Source organism: Corynebacterium halotolerans YIM 70093 = DSM 44683 (assembly GCF_000341345.1).
Classification (GTDB): domain Bacteria; phylum Actinomycetota; class Actinomycetes; order Mycobacteriales; family Mycobacteriaceae; genus Corynebacterium; species Corynebacterium halotolerans.
In genome coordinates, this window is record NC_020302.1 from 1,962,068 (window position 1) to 1,978,062 (window position 15,995).

At 71.0% G+C, this 15,995-nt stretch carries 9 protein-coding genes; all 9 read right to left on the minus strand.

Translation table 11 applies throughout. The features are described from left to right. Positions 1–22: 22 nt before the first annotated feature. The 9 genes from A605_RS09155 to smc all read right to left on the minus strand — a co-directional run bounded on the left by A605_RS09155 (position 23) and on the right by smc (position 15,639). Positions 23–364, minus strand: coding sequence for a monovalent cation/H(+) antiporter subunit G (locus A605_RS09155; protein WP_015401226.1), 342 nt, complete (start codon positions 362–364; stop codon positions 23–25). Next, positions 364–621: an MrpF/PhaF family protein gene (locus A605_RS09160; RefSeq protein WP_015401227.1), complete on the minus strand. Its 258-nt coding sequence runs from the start codon at positions 619–621 to the stop codon at positions 364–366. The genes A605_RS09155 and A605_RS09160 overlap by 1 nt, the downstream gene beginning before the upstream one ends. Then, complete coding sequence (locus A605_RS09165; protein WP_015401228.1) at positions 618–995, minus strand: Na+/H+ antiporter subunit E; 378 nt, start codon at positions 993–995, stop codon at positions 618–620. Before A605_RS09165 ends, A605_RS09160 begins: the two co-directional genes overlap by 4 nt. Next, positions 995–2,737, minus strand: coding sequence for a monovalent cation/H+ antiporter subunit D family protein (locus A605_RS09170; protein WP_015401229.1), 1,743 nt, complete (start codon positions 2,735–2,737; stop codon positions 995–997). The genes A605_RS09165 and A605_RS09170 overlap by 1 nt, the downstream gene beginning before the upstream one ends. Continuing rightward, positions 2,737–3,078: a sodium:proton antiporter gene (locus tag A605_RS09175; RefSeq protein ID WP_015401230.1), complete on the minus strand. Its 342-nt coding sequence runs from the start codon at positions 3,076–3,078 to the stop codon at positions 2,737–2,739. Before A605_RS09175 ends, A605_RS09170 begins: the two co-directional genes overlap by 1 nt. Continuing rightward, the gene (locus A605_RS09180) at positions 3,075–5,945 is read right to left on the minus strand and encodes a DUF4040 family protein (protein ID WP_015401231.1); all 2,871 of its coding nucleotides are present in this window, start codon (positions 5,943–5,945) and stop codon (positions 3,075–3,077) included. The genes A605_RS09175 and A605_RS09180 overlap by 4 nt, the downstream gene beginning before the upstream one ends. 350 nt (positions 5,946–6,295) lie before the next feature. After that, positions 6,296–8,185 (minus strand): signal recognition particle-docking protein FtsY, encoded by a 1,890-nt coding sequence (gene ftsY, locus A605_RS09185; RefSeq protein ID WP_015401232.1) that lies wholly within the window; start codon positions 8,183–8,185, stop codon positions 6,296–6,298. A gap of 66 nt (positions 8,186–8,251) precedes the next feature. Then, positions 8,252–11,941, minus strand: coding sequence for a hypothetical protein (locus A605_RS09190; protein ID WP_015401233.1), 3,690 nt, complete (start codon positions 11,939–11,941; stop codon positions 8,252–8,254). 197 nt (positions 11,942–12,138) lie between these two features. Beyond that, complete coding sequence (gene smc, locus A605_RS09195) at positions 12,139–15,639, minus strand: chromosome segregation protein SMC (RefSeq protein ID WP_015401234.1); 3,501 nt, start codon at positions 15,637–15,639, stop codon at positions 12,139–12,141. Between the last annotated feature and the right edge of the window lie 356 nt (positions 15,640–15,995).

The following is a 15,995-nucleotide window of genomic DNA, read 5'->3' on the forward strand; positions in this document are numbered from 1 at the left end:
CGTGTCATGTACGGAGGGCCGGCTATTCGGGGTTTTCCTCGCTCAGCAGCTTCGTCTCATCGAAGATCGGTTCGACCATCGGAGTCCTGCGCAGCAGTGCCGCGCGAGCGAGCAGGATCGAGCCGATCGACGACGTGCCGACCAGCAGCACGATGATCGCGAGGGCCTTCACCGTGTTGAGCCAGTCCGGATTATGGAGGAGGACCCCCAGGACGACGAGCACGATGCCGATGCCGCCGGCGGTGCCGATCACCGACAGACGCGTGTAGATGTCACGGAAGGTGATCAGGCCGACGCCACAGACCGCGAAGACCAACGCACCGAGGATGATGAGCACATCCGCGGCGAGAGTCAGGATATCCATCAGCGCACCCCCGCCGTCAGCGCCCGAGCCAGCGCGATCGCGGTGAGGAAGCTCACCAGGGAGGCGATGAGCACGATATCGAAGGTGAACTGGCTGCCGTCCCGGATTCCGACCAGCGCCAGCAGCCCGACGACGGCGACCGTGACCAGGTCACCGGCGATCGCGCGGTCCGCACGGGTGGGGCCGACCATCATGCGGTAGACGGCCGGGACGACGGACAGGCCGATGATGATCATGGCGATGTCGATGACGGTCATTTCGCTCCTTCGTTGTACCTCGGATGGATCATGAGGCCCTTGATCATGCGGTCCTCCATCTCCCGCAGCCCGGCCAGCAGGTCCGCCGCCGAGTCCTCGTAGATGCTGTGGACGTACATGACGCGCACTCCGGTCTCGGTGTCCCGGCCTGCGCCGACCACCAGGGTGCCGGGGGTGGTGGTCACCAGGGCGGCGAACAGGGTGTACCACCCCTCGGTCTGGCTGTGGCACTCGTATCGGGCGATGCCCGGGGTGGCGTCGTTGCTCGGGGTGACGATGTCCTTGAGCACCGCCATGTTCGACACGATGAATTCCTTGATGTACCAGGCCCAGAAGTGGATGATCCGCAACGGCCAGGTCAGCAGGTTCCTCATCACGAGTTCCTCACCGCCTCAACATAACCGGAGGTGTCCAGCAGCCCGTTCGCCGCCGTCTCCGACAACGACAGCAGCACCTCGGCACCCAGGCCGATCGCAATGGTGGCGACCGCCAGGATCAGCGACGGAGCGGTCAACCATCCGCTGACGCGGCTGCGGGTGTCCTCCGCGGTTTCCGTTTCGGCGTCGGTTTCGGCGTCGGCCTGCCACCGCGTCCCTGTCGCGGTGGCCGTGCGGGTCTCCCCCGCGGCCTCTGCGGAGTCGGTGGCGCCGGTGGCGGCCCCGTCCCCGGCTCCGTCACCGTCACCGTCACCGTCCGGGGAGACCAGGGTGCCCGCTGGTTGCGGGGTCAGCTCGCCCTCCGGGGCCGCGCTGTCCACCTTCGTCTCGGTCAGGCCGGGCGCGGGGCCCTCCTTCCGGTCGCCCCAGAACACTCCGCCCCAGATCTTGAGCATGGACAGCAGGGTGATCAGGCTGACGATCACCATGACCACGACGGCGATGATGCGGCCCGCGTCCCAGGCGCCGATCATCAGCGAGACCTTCGCGACGAAGCCCGAGAACGGCGGGATGCCCGCCAGCGACAGGGCAGCGACGAAGAACGACACCGCGAGCACCGGTTCCCGTTTGACGATGCCACTGAGTTTGCCGATCTCGCCGGTGCCGTACTCCACCTCGATCGCGCCGGTCGACATGAACAGCGAGGCCTTCACGAGCATGTGGTGGATCAGGTAGAAGATGCCGGCGGTCAGGCCGAGCTCCGTGAACAGGGCCACGCCCATCAGGATGTAGCCGAGCTGGCTGACCATGTGGAAGACCAGGATCTCACGGGTGGTCTTCTCCCCCACCGCGCCGAGCACGCCGATGAGCATCGTGACGGTGAACAGCGCGACACCGATCCACAGCCACCGGGAGTCACCGTCGAAAACCACCGCGTAGAAGCGGTAGATGGCGTACACGCCGACCTTGGTGTGCAGGCCGGAGATCAGCGCGGTCACGGCCGGGGAGGTGTAGGGGTAGGTGCGGGCCAGCCAGCTGTGGATCGGTACGACCGAGGCCTTGACCATCATGGACAACAGCACGATCGCCATCGCGATGGCCACCGCCGGATCCTCGGCGGCGACCCCGGCGAGCTCGCCGAGGTTCACGGTGCCCGCCGTGCCGTAGACGAAGGCGACGCCGGCGAGCAGCATCGTCGAGGCGAACAGGTTGGCCGAGACGTACAGGCGCACGCCGTCCACCACCCGCAGTTCGGCGGTTTCCCGGGTGGTCAGCACGTAGAGGCCGTAGGACGGCAGCAGCATGACCTCGATGAACACGAAGAAGTTGAACAGGTCCGCGGTCAGCAGCGTGCCGTTGACACCGGTCATGAGCACCAGCACCAGCGGGGCGAAGAACCGCTCGCGGGTGTAGCCCGAGGCCACGGCGAACCAGGAGCAGACCACGGCCAGCAGGCCGGTGGTCGTCAGCATCAGGGCGGTGAACATGTCCGCGACGAACGGAATGGCCACGCCGAAGGGCCACTGCCCCGTACCGTGGGCGACCGTGGAGCCGTCGGTGAACTGGAGGATGAGCAGGACGGAGGCGGCCAGGGAGGCCACCAGCACGATGAACATGATCACCGTCTGAAGCAGCCGGCGCCGACCGACCAGCACCAGCAGACCCGCGGCGAGCAGCGGAACCGCGACGAAGAGCTGCAGGAGCGGACCGAGCAGATCCGGGGAAATGAGGGAATTCATCAGGAGACCACTTCCTCGTCGGTGCGCGGGTCGACCTCATCGCGGGTCGCGTCGTCCTTCTTGCCGACGATCGCGGTGACCAGCATGAAGATGGACATCGAGAAGGAGATGACGATGGCGGTCAGGACGAAGGCCTGCGGGAGAGGATCGGCGATGCCGGTGGCGTCCGTGAAGGCCCCGAAGGGTTCCTCCCGGTCGGAGGTGCCGCCCGAGGCGACGATGATCAGGTTGACGCCGTGGCTGAGCAGCATGAACCCCACGGCAATGCGGAGCATGTCGCGCCGGAGCATGAGGTAGACGGCTCCCGCCACCAGGAGCCCGGCGGAGAGGGCGAGTGTCATTCTTCAGTCCTTTCTGCACCGGTGGCCCGGCCACCCGTGGGCTGGCCGTGCAGGTGTTCGCGGGTCTTGCCCATCGTCGACCGGGCGTGGTGACCCAGGTCCTCATCCGGGGTCTCCTCCGCCGCCTCCTCGGTGCCCAGCAGGTTGAGGGCCGCGAGCACCACGCCGATGACGGCGAAGTAGACGCCGATGTCGAAGATCAGCGCGGTGGACTGGCCGGAACCGAACACCTCGAAGTGGAGCGGGGCGAGGAAGGACCCCTCGAGGTAGCCGAGCAGTCCGACCCCGGCACCGGTGACGACACCCGCCCCGATCAGTCCCATGTAGGACCATTTGATCTTGGCCTCCCGGTCACTCGGTGCGGCCAGGTAGAGCAGGGCGAAACCGGCGCCGCCGACCAGCGCCGCGATGAATCCGCCGCCGGTCTCGTAGTGGCCGCGCAGCAGCAGGAGCAGGGACATCGCGATGATGATCGGGCCGACCAGCTTGGTGGTGGCCCGCAGGAACACGGAGTTCTCGCGCGGGCCGGCGATCGGCGACTGCAGGTCGAGATTCTTCCTCCGCACCGGGAGCAGGGGCCGGGACTTCAGCAGCGCGGCAACCGAAATGCCCGCGACGCCGAGCACCGTCAGTTCGCCGAGGGTGTCCAGGGCACGGAACTCCACCAGGATCGTGTTGACGATGTTCGCGCCGCCCGTGATGTTCTCGGCCTCCCGGAGGTAGTACTCCGCCACCTCCGACTTCTCTCTGCGCCCGGTCAGGGCGAGCACGCCGAGGACGGTGGCCAGCCCGGCTGCCACGGCGACGACCACGGACCAGAGTTCGGCCCGGCGGGTCTCCGGCGTGAAGCGGTGCGGCAGGCGGTTGAGCACGAGCATCATGACGACCACGGTGAGGACCTCGACCATGAGCTGGGTGGTGGCCACGTCCGGGGCACCGAGCGTGAAGAACCACAACGTGATCCCGAATCCGATGACGGCGATGACGATCACGACATTCAGACGCGACTGCGACCGCGCGGCGGCGATCACGCCGAGCAGGATGAACAGGACGAAGATCCAGTCGGTGGGCTCGGAGCGCTCCCCGACCACCGGGGGCAGGTTGGTCAGCACGAGTACGCCGACCACGGCGATGACCACGAGCCCGATGATCGGGGCGGTCAGATGCCGGCGCATGGACGTCGTGCCCGTTGAACGGGTGACCACTGCGCCGAAGTCGATCGTGCCCTGCCGCAGGCGCTCGACGATCTCCAGGCCGCCGACGGGTGCCCGGAAGCGGCCCAGGAACTCGTCGACCGGGCGGCGCAGCCCGACCAGCACGGCACCGACCGCGATGATCAGCGCGGACAGGGCCAGGGCCGGGTTGAATCCGTGCCACAGCGCCAGACCCGGGGTGACCTCCTCACCGGAGACGGCCAGCGCGGCGTCGGCCACGGGGTTCTCCACCAGGAAGGGGGCGATGCCTAGCACGACCGTGACCACGGCGAGCAGGGACGGGACCAACAGGAAGCCGGGCGCGGCCTCGCGCACCGTCTCGGGCTCCCCGCCGTCGATCGGCCCCGGGCTCCGCCGGCCCCACACGCCCATGATGAAGCGGGCGGAGTAGGCGAAGGTGAACATCGAGGACGCGACGACCGTACCGGTGACGAGCGTGACGATATCGGTGTGGAAGCCGGAGTGCAGCGCGGCGTCGATGAGCGACTCCTTGCTCACGAAGCCGAACAGGAGCGGGATGCCGGCCATCGACGCCGCCGAGATGACCACGACCGTCCTGGTCACCGGCATCTTCAGCCGCATGGCGGTCAGCTCGGAGTAGTTGCGGGTACCGGCCTCGTGCTCGACGACGCCGATCATCATGAACAGCGCCGCCTTGAAGCAGGCGTGCGCGATGGTGTGCACGACCGCGGCCGTCAGCGCCGTTTCGGTGCCGATGCCGACGGTCGCGACGAGCAGGCCCAGTTGGCTCATGGTCGAGTACGCCAGCAGCGCCTTGAGGTCGTCCTGCTTGACGGCCGTGACCGCGCCGAAGAGCGCGGTGATCAGGCCGGCGGTGATCAGCAGCGTGTTCCAGATCCCGACGTCAGCGAGCATCGGCGAGTACCTCAGCACCAGGTAGATGCCGGCCTTGACCATGGCGGCGGCGTGCAGGTACGCCGAGACCGGCGCGATGGCCACCATCGAGTCCGGCAGCCAGGCCTGGAAGGGGAACTGGGCGGATTTGGTGAACGCGGCCCCGGCGATCAGCACCGCCACCAGGGCGGTCAGCCCGGGACGATCCGCCCAGACCGGGTCGGCGAGCACCTCGCTGATCCGCGTGGTGCCGGTCGCGACGACCATGACGACGGTCGCGGTCAGCAGCAGCAGGCCACCACCGACGGTGACGAGCAGGGTGCGGATGGCCGGGTCGTGGCCCTTCTCCCCCGCGTTGGCGATCAGGAAGAAGGAGCACAGCGTGGTCAGCTCCCACGCGACGTAGAACACGATCAGGTCGTCGGTGAGGACGAGCAGCCCCATTGCGGCGGCGAAGCCGCAGATGAAGAAGTAGAAGGCGGAGTTCCTCCCCTTGCCGAGGTAGCGGGTGCTGTACATGAGCACCCCGGCACCGATGAGGAGGACGAGCATGAGGAAGACGAACGACAGGCCGTCGAAACGCACGGCCAGGTCCACCCCGATGGTGGGCATCCACTCCCAGACCTCGGTGTGGACCCCCTCCTCCGAGCCGGGGCGTGTGTACGTCATCACGCCGATCACCGCGCCGATGAGGAGCGGGAGGGCGAGCAGCCAGCCGGCGTTGCGTCCGAGCAGTCGGGACACGGCCGGCGACAGCGCGACAGTGGCGGCGAGCACCGCCAGAACGGTAAGTAGCATGTTTCCAGGTTTCAGGCTGGTGGCGATCACCCGGGCAGACCCGCCCCGGCTCAGCGCCGGGGTGGCGGGCGGTCACACCGGCGGAAGCCGACGGTGTGACCCGGATCCTGCAGGATGATCAACGGTCAAGAGCGGACAGCGGTGACGCGGCGCCCGGGGCCGGACCCGGAAAGGTGCTCCCCCCACGTGGACAGGTAACCGTTGGTTCCCGCCGAGGGCGGAAGGCACCAGAACACCGGCCGGAAGCCGGCGCGGGGTCCCGTAGTGGTGCACTTCATTCCACCGAGGTTATCACGGAGAGGTCACCACCCCCGGGGGCGGTGAGGGGTCGGCCCTGCGGCCCCGCTCCCCTATCCCAGCAGAGCATCGACGAAACCCTCGATCTCGAAGGGTGCCAGATCATCCGAACCCTCGCCCAGGCCGACCAGCTTGACCGGCACGCCGAGCTCCTCCTGCACCTGGAAGACGATGCCGCCCTTGGCGGTGCCGTCGAGCTTGGTCAGCACCACGCCGGTGATGTCGACGACCTCGCGGAACACCCGCGCCTGGGTCAGACCGTTCTGGCCGACGGTCGCGTCGAGGACCAGCAGGACCTCGTCGACGACGGCCTTCTTCTCCACGACGCGCTTGACCTTGCCCAGCTGGTCCATCAGGCCGGTGGAGGTGTGCAGACGGCCGGCGGTGTCGACGAGAACGACGTCGGCCTGCTCCTCGACGCCCTTGGCCACGGCGTCGAAGGCGACGGAGGCCGGGTCGGCGCCCTCCTTGCCGCGCACGGTGGTCGCACCGACGCGGCGCCCCCAGGTCTCGAGCTGGTCGGCGGCGGCCGCGCGGAAGGTGTCGGCCGCACCCAGCAGGACCTTGTGACCCATAGACACGAGCACGCGGGCGAGCTTGCCGGTGGTGGTGGTCTTGCCGGTGCCGTTGACGCCGACGACGAGCACAACGGCGGGCTTGCCCTCGTAGGGCATCGCCTTGATGGAGCGGTCGAGCTCAGGGCGACCGGCCTCGATGAGCGTCTCGCGCAGCATGGCGCGGGCGTCCTCCTCGCTGGACACGCCACGGGCGGCGATCTTGTCGCGCAGAGAGTCGACGACCTTCATCGTCACGTTCGTGCCGAGGTCCGCCATGATCAGCGTGTCCTCGATCTCCTCCCAGGCGTCCTCGTCGAGGTCGCCGGCCGACAGGATGCCGAGCACGCCCTGTCCGATGACGTTCTGGGACCGCGACAGACGACCGCGCAGGCGGCCGATGCGACCCGCGGCGGGGTCGATCTCCTCGGTCGGGGCGGGGGCGGGGGCCGGCGGGGTGTCCGGCACCGGGGTCTGCTCGCGGGCGGCCTCGGCCACCTCGGCGGTGACCTGCGCGGCCTCGGCGGCCTCCTCGGCCTCCTCCGCGACGTCGGCCTGCTCGATGTCCGCGACAACCTCATCGTCGGCCTGCTCGGCGACCTCGTCGAAGACGGGCGACTCCTCGGCCTCCTCGGACTCCTCGATCTTCTCGGCCACGTCCTCGGAGACCTCGACCTCCTGCTCCTCCGCCGGCTGCTCGACGATGTCGCGGGGGGCCTGCGGCTCCTCCGGTGCCTGCTCCTCCGCGGCGCGGGCGACCTCGGTGGTGTCGGGGCTGGCGTCGAGTTCATCGGCCGCACCCGGGAAGGATCCGGCGCCGGTGTCGACGGAGGCGGCCTCCTGCGACGGCACGTCGGGGGCAGGTACCGGAACCGCGGCAGCGGCTGCCGGCGGCGTGGTGTCCCCGGACTCTGACTTCTCTGCCTCCGGCTTCGCCTCTGCCTTGGACTGGGTCCCGGCCTGCTCGGCCTTCCCCGGCTCGGCGGGCTTGAGCGGGGCGGCAGGCGCCGGCTTATCGGACGCCGGCTTCGGCTCCGGCGCCTTCGGAGCCGGCGCCTGGGCGGGGGCCTCGGGCTCGGGCTTCGGTTCCGAGGTGGGCTCGGGCTTCGGTTCCGGCTGCTGACCGCCGAGCTCCTGGCCGGGCAGAACCTCCGGCTCCTTCTCTGCCGCGGGCTTGGCGGGGGCGAAGTTGAAACCACCGGTGGCCTGATAGTTGCCGGACTTCTCCTGCTGGGTCAGCTCCTTGCGTTCGGGCTCTTCCTTCTTCTCAAAGCTGACGGTCTTCGACTTCTTGCGGTTGAGGCCGACGATGACGATCACCGCCACGACGACGAGGACGATGATCAGGGCGATGATGCCGATGAGCAGAATATCGTTCATGGACTCCATAGTGGCAGCATCGCCCCGGTTTCTCACACCGAATCGCCGGATCCGGCCCCGGCCCGCCGACCGGGATCAGCCGGCGAGCTGCGGGTAGGTCTCCGCCAGCACCATCGCCTCCGCGGCGACGAGGTCACCGGTGACCAGGTCCGGCACGACGTCGGCCAGTCGACTCCAGCCGGTGGAGGCGGCCTCCAGGGTCCTGGACTTGCCCATCAGCCCGTGGGCGTGCATACGGGCGGCCAGGGCGAAGACCAGGGAGACCACCGGTGCCAGCGCCCAGGCGTTGTCCCGGTCCTCGGTGTTGACCGCGTCCAGCTTGTCGAAGCGGATGCGCGCCGAGGAGTACAGCTGGCGGTTGGAGCTGCGCAGCGCGCGCAGGAGACTGACGGCCGGCTTGATCAGACCCTCGGAGGTCAGCAGGTCGGTCAGTTCCTCCCGGCGGTGGAAGGTCTCGAAGATGGCCAGCAGCCGGGTGTTGTCGTCGAGGATGGCGCCGGGCACCAGTTCCGCGCTGGAGAAGAACGACGCCAGCAGGGCCTCCTGCTGGGTGGCGTCCATCCGCGCGATGAGCACCGTCGACTGATCGATGCCGGCGGTGTCCAGGGTCGCGTCGCGGCCGGTGGCCAGGGTGGTCAGGATCCCCTTTCCGGCGATCTCGGCCAGCTTCCTGCGCAGTTCGCGCAGCCGCTGCGGGTTACCCTCCTCCGCTTCGCCGGCGGCGGCCGGCAGGGCCCCGAGCAGTTCCATCGCCCCGATCCAGGCGGCGTGGTGCTCGGCGTCGTCGCCGTCGGTGCGGTCCGTGCGGTCCGTGCGGGTCGTGTTGTCCGGGGTGTCCCCGGCGATCACGGCGGCGGCAAGGCTCTCGGCCTCATCCGGGTCATCCTCGGCCCCGTCCCCCGTCGCCGGCGCGAGCGGCACGGTGGCCAGGCCGGAGGCGATGACCCGGCCCGGCTGCTGCTCCGCCGGGACCAGGGAGGCGGCCAGGGCCGCGAGCGCCGCACCCGGGGCGGCGGCGAAGGCGGTGGTCACGGCGGCGCGGCGGCGGTCGGCCAGCTCGGAGTGGTCGGCGTCGCCCCAGCCGGCGAGCAGGTCCCACAGCACCGGCATGACGGACGGGTCGGCCGGGGCGTCGTCGGTCTCGCCGGCGAGGAAGGCGGACAGGTCGGCCAGCGCGCCCGGCTGGTCGGCCAGGTGGCCGGGCTGCTCGGCGACGAGCGCGGAGGCGCCCGGGGTCTGCGGCGCGCGCAGGGTGGTGAACGGATCGGCCGAGTGCGGCAGGACCGCGAGCGGGCCGGCGTCGACGAACGCCTCGGGCAGCGGGGTACGCGCCGTCAGCTCCGGCAGGGTCACCGCGGACGCCCAGGGGGCGGTCAGCGGCCAGACCCAGGCCGCGAGCGAACGGCCGGTGGCGGCCCCGTCGACGACCAGGTGGCCGTCCTCGATGCTCACGCCCGCGGCGTGCGGGTCCTTGCTCAGGTCGGCGAGGGTGACGGCGGTGCGGCGGTTGACGCGCACGTCGTTCCACTCGAGTTCGATGCGTCCCGACGGCAGCGTCGCCGCGGAGGAGGCCAGCTGGGCCACGGGCCCCGTGTAGGTCTGCGCGTCGGCGGCGGTCAGGTTCACGGTGCGCACGGGCGCGCCGTGGTGGTTGACCACGCGCACCTGCGGGTTACCCATCTCGCCGCCGACGCGCACCCGCAGCTCGCCCTCGGCGTCGAGGTCGCGCGGGGCGCACACCAGGCGGGTGGTGCGCCACATCGGCGGGTAGTCGCGCACCGGCAGCTCAAACGACAGGCGCGGCGGCGTGAAGCGCAGCGGCAGGTAGTCGCCCTCCTCGGTGGTCACCGCGAAGTTCGCGCCGGCCGACGCCGCGTCGACGGTGATGCGCCGCGGCTCGACGCCGAAGGCCTTCTCGCCGGCCGACACGCTCAGTGACGCCTCGGACAGTCCGGCGCCGGCGGGGATGCGCACGGTGCGGGCCTCGTCGTCGATGAGGGTGCGCGCCGACATGCCCTCGACGAGCGCGTAGCGGTGGCGGAAGGACTCGTTGCGGGGTCCGCGCAGGCGGATGAGGTACTCGCCGACCCAGGGCGAGTCGTAGACCTCGGGATCGAAGATGGCGAACACGCCACCCTCGGCCGGCACCTCGAGCGGCTCCGGCGGGGCGACCTCGTCGCCGGCGGTGCCGGGACGGGCGTAGGCGGAGATCGACAGCTGCCAGATCTCGTCGTGCCCCGAGATCGTCGGGGGGAACTCCGCGACCAGGGACACCGGGTGCAGGGGCAGGCCGGACAGCGTCTTCACGTCGTCGAGCGGGGCCTCGGGGTGACGGAAGCGCACGCGCTGGCGCGGATCGACGCAGCGCAGGTGGTTCGTGGTCGCCGACGGCGTCTGGCCGGGGCGGGTGACCTGCAGGCTGGCGGCGTGCGACAGATCCAGGCGGCGGGCGGTCCAGGAGGTCCAGCCGTGGACCTCCACCGTCTCCAGCACCGGGAGCTCATCGCCGGTGACCACGTCGGACAGTTCCGAGTCCGGTGGGGTGAGCACCCAGACCTCGGGGTGGTGCAGGGTGGCCATCCCGGTCAGGTCCTGGCCGTTGACCGCGAAGAGCAGAACGGGATCCTCGGTGTCGACGACCGGGGTGGTCCAGGTGATGCCGTTGGTCACGTCCTGGACGGTGACCTCACGGACCTGGTGCTCCACCGTCACGTCGAGGGCCTCGGCCCAGGTGGGCTCGCCCCAGGGACGGCCGGTGCGGAAGATGCGGGTGGTGCCGTCGAGGCTCACGCGCCAGGAGACCTCACCGAGCTCGTCCTCGACGCGCTGCTCGGGCAGGCGCAGGCACACCTTGCCGCGCTCGGCGTCGAAGATCAGGCGCGGACGCAGCTCACGGGTGGTCACGCCGACGGCCGAGGCACGGTCCAGCGTGCCGACGGGACGCTCGCGCAGCTCGGCGACGACCGCCTCGGCGACGAGCCCGGGCAGGGCCGGGGTGAGTCCCCCACGGTCGCGGTCGAGCCAGGAGTTGGGGTGGGCGAGCGCGAAGGCCCGCAGCGCCTGGATGGCGTCGATGAGCCCGGCCAGGTGCCCGGGGGCGAGACGGGCCACCGACTCGGTGGCGGTGAGGTGGACCGGGTCGGTCTCCTCATCGCCCTCCGAGCCGGGCCAGTGCCCGCGCCAGGACCCGTCGGCGAGCAGCGCGGCGGCCTCGGCCCCGGTGGTCTCCCCTGGCAGGCGGTCGAGCAGCTCCAGCAGCGTGCCCACCTCGGAGGAGGTGACCCCGGCGTGGGCGGTGAGCAGTTCGACGGCCGTGGTCCCATCCTCCGGCACCGTCAGCCCGACGCGTCCGAGCAGGTCGGCGGTGTGTGAGGAAAGGTGTTCGACCCACTCGGGGCGGGCCTCGAGCCCTAAGCCCACGAGGTATTCGGTCAGCAGTTCATCGCGGTCGAGCACGCGGGCCGCCCGGGCGACGAGGCTGGCGACGGTGAGTCCCGGGGTGATTTCCAGCAGTTCCGGCAGCTTCGCCCCGGCCGCGACCTGGCGGGCCAGGAAGGTGCCGAAGAAGCGGTCGATGGCCTCCAGGTCGTCGGTGGTGTAGCCCGAGGCCGGGAACCAGTCGCACCCGGCCAGTCGCTGGGAGACGGCCAGTTCGGCCTGGGAGGCCCACAGCAGCAGGGAGTCGGTCACGTCCGCGAACGGCGTCGCGGTGGGCTGCGGATCCTGGGTGGGCTGCTGCGGCTCGCCGTCGGTTCTGGTGCTCATCTGGTGAAGCTCTCCCCCTTCTGGAAGGTGTGTCGCTGGTGCCCGGGCGTCGTCTGACGCCGGCGGGGCCGCCGGGGCTCGCGTCCGGCCGCATCAGTGTACCCGGCGCGCACGGACCCTCCACCGCGTGTGTGATCCGGCGCCCCGGGTGGTGACGGGCGTCTCCGCCCCGTGGGGTCGACGTCACGGGCCCGGGCTCAGACCCCGGCGTCGGCTTCCTCCCGCGCGAGCGGGGAGCCCCCGGTCGGGCTCATGCGCTGGCTGATCACCCGGGTCACGCCGTCGCCGCGCATGGTCACCCCGTAGAGGACGTTCGCCACGTCCATCGTCGGCTTCTGGTGGGTGATCACGATCAGCTGGGAGTCGCGGCGCAGCTCCTCGAACAGGGCGATCAGACGGCGCAGGTTGACGTCGTCGAGGGCGGCCTCGACCTCGTCCATGACGTAGAAGGGGCTGGGCCGGGCGCGGAAGATGGCCACCAGCATCGCCAGGGCCGTCAGGGACTTCTCGCCGCCGGACAGCAGTGACAGCCGCTTGACCTTCTTTCCGGGCGGACGGGCCTCGACCTCGATGCCGGTGGTGAGCAGGTCGTCGGGTTCGGTGAGGATGAGTCTGCCCTCCCCACCCGGGAAGAGGGTGTCGAAGACCTTCGGGAACTCCGCCTCGACGTCGTGCCAGGCGTCGGTGAACAGCCGGAGGATTCGCGCGTCGACGTCCTCGATCACGCCGATCAGGTCCTTGCGGGCCTGCACGACGTCGTTGAGCTGGGTGGACAGGAACTCGTAGCGCTCCTCGAGGGCCTTGAACTCCTCCAGTGCCAGTGGGTTGACCTTGCCCAGGGCGGTGAGGTCGCGCTCCGCCTGCTTGAGCCGCTTCTCCTCGGCGGCGCGGTCGAAGCCGTCCTCCGGGGTGTAGTCGGCCAGCAGGTCGGTGATCGGCAGGCCGAGCTGCTCGACGATCTTGGCCTCGGCCTCGTCGATGCGCACCTGCGCCTGGCTGCGCGCGATCTCGGAGTTGTGCGCGGTGTCCGTCAGCCGGTCCAGCTGCATCCGGGCGGCGTTGACGGTGTCCCGGGCACGCGCCAGCTGCGTGCTGACCTCCGCCCGGCGGCGGGCCAGCTCGTCGCGCTCGGCCGCAGCGCGTTCGGTGGCGTCGACCACCCGGGTGGCCAGGTCGCGGGCGCCGGTCTCCACGGTGCGGGCGAGCTCCGCCTGGTGGCGGCGCCGCGCCATCGCCTGCTCGTGGCGGGCCTTGGCCTGACGCTCATGCTGAGCCTGCCGGCGCAGCCCCTCTCCACGGCCGGCGACCTGGTCGGCGCGTTCCTCGGCGGTGCGCAGGCTCAGGCGCGCCTCCATCTCCATGGCCCGGACCTGGGCCAGGGCGGCCGTCGCCTCATCACGGTCATGGGTCGACGGCTCCTCGGGCGCGTCATCGTCCTCGACGCGGGCGAGCCGGTCGCGGGCCTCGGCGAGCTGGTCGCGCAGCCCGGCCAGGCGCGCCTCTGCCCCGGTGGCCCGGTCGGCGGCGCGCCGGTGCTCGGCGAGATTGGTCTCGTACTGCCTCTTCAGCCGGGCCGCGTCGCGCTCCCAGCCCGCGACCGCCGAGTCGTGGTCGCGCAGGGCGGCCTTCTTCGCGGCGGCGTCGACGCGCGCGTCCTCGGCCGCGAGCCGGGCGCCCTCGAGGGTGCCCGAGAGCTCGTCGAGTTCCACGCGGGCGTGCTCGAGTTCCTGTTCGGCGGCGGTGATGGCGGCGGTGACCTCCAGGGTCGAGGACGTCCCGGACCCGACCTCCGCCCAGCCCTCGCCGAGCAGCACGCCGTCGCGGGTGACGGCCCGCAGGCGCGGGTCGGCGGTGACGGTCGCCTTCGCCGTCGGCAGGTCGGGGGCGAGCGCGACGTCGGCGAGCAGGCGGGTAACGGGACCGGCGATGGAGGCGTCGACCTCGAGGTGGTCGAGCAGCCAGTCCACCCCGGCAGGCAGTGCGGCGTCGAGACGCCAGTCGCCCGCGGGCCCGGCCTGGTCGACGAGCACGGTGCGTGCGGTGGTGCCGTCGGCCAGCTGCTCGACGACCTCCCGGCGCAGCGCGCCGGCCAGGGCCTCGGCGTGCGACCCCAGGGCGGCGGCCAGGGCGGTGCCCAGCCCGTCGCCGCTGCGTACGAGGCCGGCCAGCGGGGCCCAGTCGCCGTGCCCGGACAGCGCTTGCGCGGCGTCGGCCACCGGCGCGGTCTGGCGCAGGGTGTCGATGCGGGACTCAAGCGAGTAGACGGTGCGCTCACGCTCGCGCTGGGCGTCGCGCAGCTGGTCGAGGCGTTTTTCCGCGGCGCCGGCCTCGCTGGCGGCGCGCACGTGCGCCTCGTCCAGGGGCTCGCGCTCGGCGGTGAGCGCGGCAATGCGCTCGGTGACCTGGGTGACCTCCGCCTCGGCGGCCTTCGTACGTTCGAGGGTCTCCTCGAGGGTCTCCGACTGGCGGGCGATCTCGTCCTCGGCCGCCGCGACCTGCCCGGCCAGGGACTCCTCCGCGGCGAGCAGACGGACCACGCCCTCGCGGCGGTCGGCGATGGCCCGGACCTGGGCGAGGTGCTCGGCCTCGGCGGACCGGGCGGCCTCCTCACGCTCGGCGACCTCCTCCCCGATGGACTCGAGCCGTCCGCGGGCGATCTCGGCGGCCTCGACCAGCTCGGTGTGCTCGGCGTCGGCCTTGTCCGCACGCGCCTCCAGCTCATCGGGGTCGGGACCGGTGTAGGCGGCCTGGGTCCCGGCGTTGCCGGCGCGCTCGGCGGCGATGCGGCCGGTCGCCGAGACCCGCTCGGCCAGGGTGGACAGGCGGAACCACAGCTGCTGGGCGGTTTCGGCGCGCGGGGTCAGCTCCTCCAGCCGGCCCTCGAGTTCGAGCTGGTGTCCGGTGGCCTCCTCGAGCCGCCCGGTGACCTCCGCGACCTGCTCTTTGAGCAGCTCCGCCTGGCGGGCGGCGTCGTTGAGCCGGGCGCGCAGGCGGACCACGCGGTCCCCGGCGAGCCTGAGTCGGGCGTCGCGCAGGTCGGCCTGGACGGTGGCGGCGCGCCGGGCGGCCTCCGCCTGCCGGGCCAGGGGCTTGAGCTGGCGCTTGAGCTCCTCGGTGAGATCCGTCAGGCGGTCGAGATTGGCCTGCATGCCGGCGAGCTTGCGCTGGGCCTTCTCCTTGCGGCGCCGGTGCTTGAGCACGCCGGCGGCCTCCTCGATGTAGGAGCGGCGCTCCTCGGGGCGGGACTCCAGGATCTCGGCGAGTTTGCCCTGTCCGACGATCACGTGCATCTCCCGGCCGATGCCCGAGTCGGAGAGCAGCTCCTGGATGTCCATCAGGCGGGCCCTGGCGCCGTTGATCTCGTACTCGGAGGCGCCGTCGCGGAACATGCGCCGGGTGATGGCGACCTCGGAGTACTCGATGGGCAGGGCGCCGTCGGAGTTGTCGACGGTCAGGGTGACCTCGGCGCGGCCCAGGGGCTTACGGTCGCCGGCGCCGGCGAAGATGACGTCCTGCATCTTCCCGCCGCGCAGGGTCTTGGCCCCCTGCTCCCCCATCACCCAGGCCAGCGCGTCGACGACATTCGACTTGCCGGAGCCGTTCGGGCCGACGACGGCGCAGATGCCGGGCTCGAATTTCAGGGTCGTCGCGGACGCGAAGGACTTGAAGCCCTTGAGGGTCAGCGATTTCAGGTGCACCGGGGCATCCTAACACCGCAGGTGGCGGGTATCGGACAGGACATCCGCCAGCTTCCGTGACCGACTCCCCGACCGAGGGGCAACTCCGGGTGCCCCCTGTACGCGAGCACCCTTTTCCGGGCAATTTGAGCAGGTTCAAACATGCTCAAATTCCCGAAAGACGGGACCGCTGATGGGGCGCACGGCCTGCCGGCCGGTGACTCGCCCCTGACGTCGCACCAGCCGGAGGTCGACCCTGTGGCGCTCCGTGGCGGGGAACCGGGAGATCGTCCGGCGTCTACCCCTGTCGCAGGTCACTGTGGTCGGCTCCTCCACCGGGGTCTGCTCCAGGTGACCCTTTTCCGGGCAATTTGAGC